We start from the raw sequence: 6435 nt of genomic DNA on the forward strand, positions 1-6435 counted from the left end.
GGCTTCCACACAACCTTCCTCATCCAGCACTGGCTCGGCATCGAGGGCATGGCCCGCCGCTACGCCGACTACCTGCCCGAGGAGGGGTTCCAGGCCGGGAACATCGTCTCCAGCATGGGTGCCTTCCTGCTCGGAGCGTCGATGATCCCGTTCCTCTACAACGTGTGGCGCACGTGGAAGAAGGCTCCGCTGGTCAACACGGATGACCCATGGGGTTACGGCGCGTCCCTCGAGTGGGCGACGTCCTCCCCGCCGCCGCGGCACAACTTCACCTCGCTTCCCCGGATCCGTTCCGAGCGTCCTGCCTTCGACCTGCATCACCCCGAGGTCGCACCTGGGGCCACGCCGGTGCCGGATCGGGGAACGCTGGCCCAGGTGATGGGACCGGCGGATCTCGACGAGACGCCCGGTGAGCGTTCGACCACCAACCGAGACCCGTTCGGAGACTGACGATGCGCGTCGAGACCAAGCTGTTCTTCTACCTCTTCGCCTTCTTCGCCCCGATCACGCTCGTCTATGGGTTCTGGTCGGACTGGAAGGAGCCGATCGGCGTCGTGGCGCTCGCGCTCACCGCGGGTCTGTTCCTGCTCAGCGGCTTCTACTTCTTCATGACCGGCAGGAAGCTGCCGCTGCGACCGGAGGACAACGCCAGCGGCGAGATCGCCGAGGCTGAGGGCAACTACGGGTACTTCGTGGCGAGCTCCTGGACGCCGCTGTGGCTGGCCGGTGCCGGTGCGATCATGTTCGCGGGTCTTGCCATCGGCTGGTGGCTGTTCATCGTCGGTCTGTTCGTCGGAGTCGTCGCCGTGGTTCTCTGGGTGTTCGAGTCGTTCTCTGGCGAGTACTCGATCTGACCGAGACAGCGCGAAGGGGAAGGATGGTGGTCCTTCCCCTTCGACACTTGATGGGTCCTGTCACGGCCCCTCAGGCTTGCGGTGCGATCGTGTGGGAGAGAACATCTCAAGGCACCTCCGTCCGATCGATTGGCTTGTCCTCCGACGGTAATCTCATCCAACGCCAAGGTAAAGATCTCGGCGACACTCACGAAAACTACCCGCGGGTATGCGCCGAGTCGCTGTGGACCGACGCGTAGCCCTTGCGGGCATCTTGACGTGAGGCACGTCGGGCTGTCGGCTGCCGCAGCGCGCGATCAGCCCCAACCCAGCTCGTGGAGCTGCCTGTCGTCGATGCCAAAATGGTGTGCAATCTCGTGGACGACGGTGATGGCGATCTCCTCGCGCAGTTCCTCGACGGACGCGCACATCCGCTCGAGAGGGCCCTGGAAGATCGTGATGCGGTCCGGCAAGGCGCCAGCCGCCCACCAGCCGTCACGTTCCGTCAGGGGAGTCCCGTCGTAGACACCGAGCAGCTCGGGATCGCCGTCGGGCGGCTCCTGCTCGATGAGCACCACGACGTTGTCCATGGCGCGGGCCAGCTGCGGCGGGATGCCGTCCAGCGCATCCCCGACCGCGGCTTCGAACTCGGCGTCACTCAGGTGCTGCACGATGCGAGTCTCGCACGTCGGTCAGGCACCCCCACCCCCACCCACGTAGGCACCCACAGGGGGCATGAAACGGCCCCACCGCTGTCTGCGGTGGGGCCGTCCTGGCCAGCCGTGTGACCGGATTCCAGGGTCAGCGGCGGGCTGCCGGCTCGATCTCCTCTGGGGCGACGGATACCGGTTGGGCCGCCTGGACCTCGTGCTCGTGGTGAGCGGCCTCGAGCTCGGAGGGGGTTGCCGGTGCCACTCGGTCACGGAAGTAGAACCGCGACAGCCTGGCGCGCAGACGCTCCTTGCGGGCGATGGGGCTGGCGACACCGTTGCCGTCGACCTCCTGAATGAGCTCAAGCGGCTCGGCCACCTCGTGCTGAACGAGCGGCCAACGCTCGGCCGGCGTGAGCGGTGCGTGGATCTCCTCGAAGCGACCATCCGCGTGGCGCCAGATGGTTCCGGTCTCGCGGCCGTGCAGGACCTTCTGGCGGTCTGCGCGTTGCAGGCTGAGGCAGATCCGCTTGGTGATCCAGAACGCGATCGGCGGGCCGATGAAGAACAGCAGCCGCAGGGCATTGGTGATGTCGTTGATGGACAGGTGCAGCTTGATCGCCATGAGGTCGTTGCCTGCGGCGAACATGAGCACGCAGTACATCACGATGCCGGCGACGCCGATGCCGGTGCGGGTCGGCGCGTTGCGGGGACGGTCGAGCAGGTGGTGCTCGCGGTTGTCACCGGTCACCCACTTCTCGACGAAGGGATAGACGCCGATGATCGTCCACATGAGGGGGAGCAGGATGAGCGAGAACGGGAAGATGTTCATGCTCCAGGTGAAGTCACCCCAGGACACGAACTCCAGCCAGCCGGGCACGAGGCGCAGCGCCCCGTCCGCGAAGCCCATGTACCAGTCCGGCTGGGAGCCGGCGGTGATGGGTGACGGGTCGTACGGTCCGTAGGCCCAGATCGGGTTGATCGTGACGACGGCCGCGACCAGGGCGATGACGCCGAAGACGATGAAGAAGAACCCGCCGGCCTTCGCGATGTACACCGGCATGAAGGGGTAACCGACGACGTTGTTGTTCGTCCGGCCCGGCCCGGGGTACTGCGTGTGCTTGTGCACGAAGACGAGCACGATGTGCAGGATGAACAGGCCGACGAGGATCGCCGGGATCAGCAGGATGTGCGCGGAGTACAGGATCGGGACGATCTGCTCGCCGGGGAAGGCCCCACCGAAGATGAAGTACGACAGGTACGAGCCGATGATGGGCGCGGACTGGACGAAGCCGTTCATCGCGCGGATGCCTGTGCCGGAGAGAAGGTCGTCCGGCAGGGAGTAGCCGGCGAAGCCCTCGATGCAGGCCAGCAGCGACAGGATGGTGCCGAAGACCCAGTTGATCTCGCGCGGCTTGCGGAAGGCGCCGGTGAAGAAGATCCGGGCCATGTGCACGAAGACCGCGACGACGAAGATCAGGGCGGCCCAGTGGTGGATCTGGCGGATGAGCAATCCCCCGCGGATGTCGAAGGAGATGTCCAGCGTCGACCGGTAGGCGTCCGAGACGATGACGCCCTGCAGCGGCACATAGGAGCCGTCGTAAACCACCTGGGTCATGCTCGGGACGAACCAGAAGGTGAGGAAGACGCCAGTGAGCAGGCAGACGATCAGCGAGTACATCGCGATCTCACCGAGCATGAACGACCAGTGCTCCGGGAAGACCTTCCTCAGCAGGGTGCTCGACCCCTTGGCCGTGCCGGTCCGGTCGTCGATCCAGCCGGCGAGACCGCCGAGCGGCTTCTGCTCGGCGCGTCGCTCCGCGGCCGCTTCGTCGCCGTCGCGCAGCGCCCCGGCTTGACGGGGCTGGTAGGTGGCGCTCATCGCTTACGCTCCCAGAAGCTCGGCCCGACGGGCTCTGCGAAGCCCTCGGGTGCGACGAGGTAGCCCTCGTCGTCCACGGTGATCTTGAGTTGCGGCAGCGCACGCTTGGCCGGGCCGAAGATGACCTTGCAGTCCTCGGTCAGGTCGAAGGTGGACTGGTGGCACGGGCACAGCAGGTGGTGGGTCTGCTGCTCGTAGAGGCCGACCGCGCACCCCACGTGCGTGCAGATCTTGGAGTAGGCGACGACGCCGTCGACGCCCCAGTCGCGGGCCTTCTGGACCTTGATCAGGTTGGGGTCGATGCGGATCAGGATGACGGCGGCCTTGGCCTTGCCCTCGAGGACGTGGCGACCCTCGTCGATGGAGTGCTGCAGCGTCTCGGGCATGACGTGGAAGACGGAGCCGTTCGTGACATCCGAGAGCTTGATCGGGGTCATCTCCGGGTCACGCATGAGCCGGATCGGCTGCCCTCCATTGTTCTCGGGGTCCCAGAGCGTTTCCTTGAGCTCCCCGATGGTGGTCGGGCCGAGCGACCCCACCACCTGCAGGCCCAGGGGCAGGGCAAACAGGCCGAGAGCCCCACCGAGGGAGTACTTGAGGATCGGGCGCCGGGTCAGCCCGGTCGACTCGACGCCCTCGCTGACGACGGCGACCGCTTCGGCCCGCTCCTCCTGGCTCGAGGCCTGGACATGCCGCTCCTCGGTGATCTCCACGTCGGACATCAGGGTCTTCGCCCAGTGCACCGCCCCAAGGCCGATGAAGAGAATGGAAACGCCTAGCGACAGGCCGAGGACAACGTTCTGGGTGCTGGCCTTGCCGACGCCCGGGAAGAAGAAGGTCGCCTCATCACGGATCGCGAAGTAGCTGACCACGAAGACGAGCGCCCCGAGCATCGAGATGCCGAACATCGTGGCGATCTGGCGCTCGGCCCGCTTGGCCGCCTTCGGGTCCAGATCGCCAGCGCGCGGGATGTGCGGCGGCAGACCCGGGTTCTTGAAGGTGTCGGGCCCGGCTGCCAGCGACGCCGGCAGGACCTGGCCGTCACCGGAAGCGGGCGCAACGACGCTGCCCTCGACCGGTGCCACGCTGGTCTCGTTGTCGTTCATCGGTTGGATGTCCTGTCGCTCATGATCCGGACGGTCGGGTTGGGGCGGAGGGCCGGGCGAGCAGCTGTCTGGCTCATGCCGCCTTCTTGCCGAGCCACACTGCCGCTGCGATGAGGAGGCCGAGCATGAAGACCCAGGCGAAGAAGCCTTCGGACACCGGGCCGAGGTCGCCCAGGCTCAGACCTCCGACGCTGGTGGCCTGCTCCTGGGCCTTGAGGTACGAGATGACCTTCTGCTTCGCCTCGGGCGTGAGGTTGGTGTCGCTGAACACCGGCATCGACTGAGGGCCGGTCACCATGGCGGAGTACATGTGCCGCGGCTCGACGTCCTGCAGGCCGGGGGCGTACTTCCCACGAGTCAGGGCGCCGCCGGCGCCCGCGAAGTTGTGGCACATGGCGCAGTTCACGCGGAAGATCACGCCACCCTCGGCGATGGCGCGGTTGTTCTCCGGCGTGCCGGGCTCGATGACGGTCGTGAACTGCTTGTCGGGGATCGCCGGGCCGGGGCCGAGTGTGGCGACGTAGGCGGCGAGCGAGGCGATCTCGTCATCGTCGAACTTGACGTCGTTGCGCGGGGCCTGGACATCCGGCCTGGCCATCGGCATCCGGCCGGTGCCGACCTGGAAGTCGACCGCTGCCGCGCCCACGCCGACGAGGGAGGGGCCGGACTGGGTGCCCTGGGCGTTGGTGCCGTGGCAGGAGGCGCAGTTGCCGAGGAAGAGCTTCTGGCCCTCCTCGACGGAAGCCGTTGCGACGGCCGTGGACGCGTTGGCGTCCTTGGGGGCGATGAAGGAGTAGGCGCCACCCATGATGAGCAGGCCGACGAGGATGAGCAGCGCTATCGCGGCGGGGTGTCGTCGGCGTGCGGCCAAGGCGTTCACTGTGAGGTCCTGTCGTCCGTCGGGGCGGTGCAAGTGGTGCTGGTCGGGCCTGGCGCGCGAGGCGCAGTGGGGGTCATTGGAGGATGTAGATGGTGGCGAACAGCGCGATCCAGACGACGTCGACGAAGTGCCAGTAGTACGACGTGACAACCGCTCCTGTCGCGTTCGCGTGCGTGTAGCGACGAGTCGTGAAGGTGCGCGCAATGATGAGCAGGAAGGCGAGCAGGCCACCGGTCACGTGGAGACCGTGGAAGCCGGTCGCCATGTAGAAGACGGAGCCGTAGGCGTCGGAGCTCAGAGTGACGTTCTGGTGGACGAGCTCGGCGTACTCCATCACCTGGCCCGCGATGAAGAAGGAGCCGAAGAGGTAGGTGACGACGTACCACTCCCGCATGCCCCAGTTCTTCAGGTCGAAGAGGGAGCCCGTGCGGGCCTTCTGGCCGCGCTCCGCCTTCCACACGCCGAGCTGGCACCACACGGAGGAGACGACCAGCACGAGGCAGTTGACGGAGGCGAAGGGGAGGTTGAGCTTCTGCACCTGCTCCGCCCACAGATCCCCCCGGACGGACCGGAGCTGGAAGTACACCGCGAACAGACCCGCGAAGAACATGAGCTCGCTCGAGAGCCACACGATGGTGCCAACGGCAACCATGTTGGGGCGGGTCGCCGGTCCGTGCCCGGCCGTCGCCACTGCGCTTGAAGGAAATGCTGATGCTGTCGCCACGTCGGTCATTATTCCCACATTCGTTCCTGAGTGTGAGAGCGACCCCCAGTTTTCGGTGGGGTACTGATGAATTCGTGACGTTTGCACACGTCGAGCACCTCGAGGGCTCCAGGGCGGGGCGGGCCCGACGGCTCCCTGTCGACCGGTAGCATCGCTGGCATGACCGCCTCGAACGAGATCGCCACTGAGCGCCGGGGCACGGCGCCCCTGCACCAGGTGAATGTGCTGCTCTACAGCGATGACATCACGACCCGTGACGCAGTTCGTGCCGCGGTGGGCCGTCGTCCCGCCAAGGACGTCGAGGTGGTGCACTGGCTCGAGTGCGCCACGGCAGCGGCGGTCGTCAGTGCCGTCGAGAAC

General features: G+C 66.6%; 6 protein-coding genes and 2 pseudogenes. 3 read left to right on the plus strand and 5 right to left on the minus strand.

The window, feature by feature from the left end; translation table 11 throughout:
- Nucleotides 1-450: pseudogene (locus VIR15_RS17460) on the plus strand (aa3-type cytochrome oxidase subunit I); the annotation flags it as partial.
- Between the two features lie 2 nt (nt 451-452).
- Complete coding sequence (ctaF, locus tag VIR15_RS17465) at nt 453-854, plus strand: aa3-type cytochrome oxidase subunit IV (RefSeq protein ID WP_331930065.1); 402 nt, start codon at nt 453-455, stop codon at nt 852-854.
- Between the two features lie 296 nt (nt 855-1150).
- Here the strand turns inward: ctaF and VIR15_RS17470 are convergent, their stop codons facing one another.
- The 5 genes from VIR15_RS17470 to ctaE form a co-directional block, all read right to left on the minus strand.
- Nucleotides 1151-1504, minus strand: a complete 354-nt coding sequence (locus tag VIR15_RS17470; protein ID WP_331930067.1) for a metallopeptidase family protein — start codon at nt 1502-1504, stop codon at nt 1151-1153.
- A gap of 130 nt (nt 1505-1634) precedes the next feature.
- Nucleotides 1635-3365, minus strand: coding sequence for a cytochrome bc1 complex cytochrome b subunit (qcrB, locus tag VIR15_RS17475; RefSeq protein WP_331930069.1), 1731 nt, complete (start codon nt 3363-3365; stop codon nt 1635-1637).
- A complete protein-coding gene (gene qcrA / locus VIR15_RS17480; protein WP_331930071.1) occupies nt 3362-4471 on the minus strand; it encodes a cytochrome bc1 complex Rieske iron-sulfur subunit in 1110 nt (369 codons plus the stop codon). Before qcrA ends, qcrB begins: the two co-directional genes overlap by 4 nt.
- A 73-nt stretch (nt 4472-4544) precedes the next feature.
- The gene (qcrC, locus tag VIR15_RS17485) at nt 4545-5351 is read right to left on the minus strand and encodes a cytochrome bc1 complex diheme cytochrome c subunit (protein ID WP_331930073.1); all 807 of its coding nucleotides are present in this window, start codon (nt 5349-5351) and stop codon (nt 4545-4547) included.
- A 73-nt stretch (nt 5352-5424) separates the two neighbouring features.
- Nucleotides 5425-6084, minus strand: a complete 660-nt coding sequence (gene ctaE, locus VIR15_RS17490; protein WP_414654975.1) for an aa3-type cytochrome oxidase subunit III — start codon at nt 6082-6084, stop codon at nt 5425-5427.
- A 150-nt stretch (nt 6085-6234) separates the two neighbouring features.
- Here ctaE and VIR15_RS17495 point away from each other — a divergent pair.
- Nucleotides 6235-6435: pseudogene (locus VIR15_RS17495) on the plus strand (response regulator transcription factor); the annotation flags it as partial.

The organism is Intrasporangium sp. (genome assembly GCF_036566125.1).
In the GTDB taxonomy this organism is placed as follows: Bacteria; Actinomycetota; Actinomycetes; order Actinomycetales; family Dermatophilaceae; genus Intrasporangium.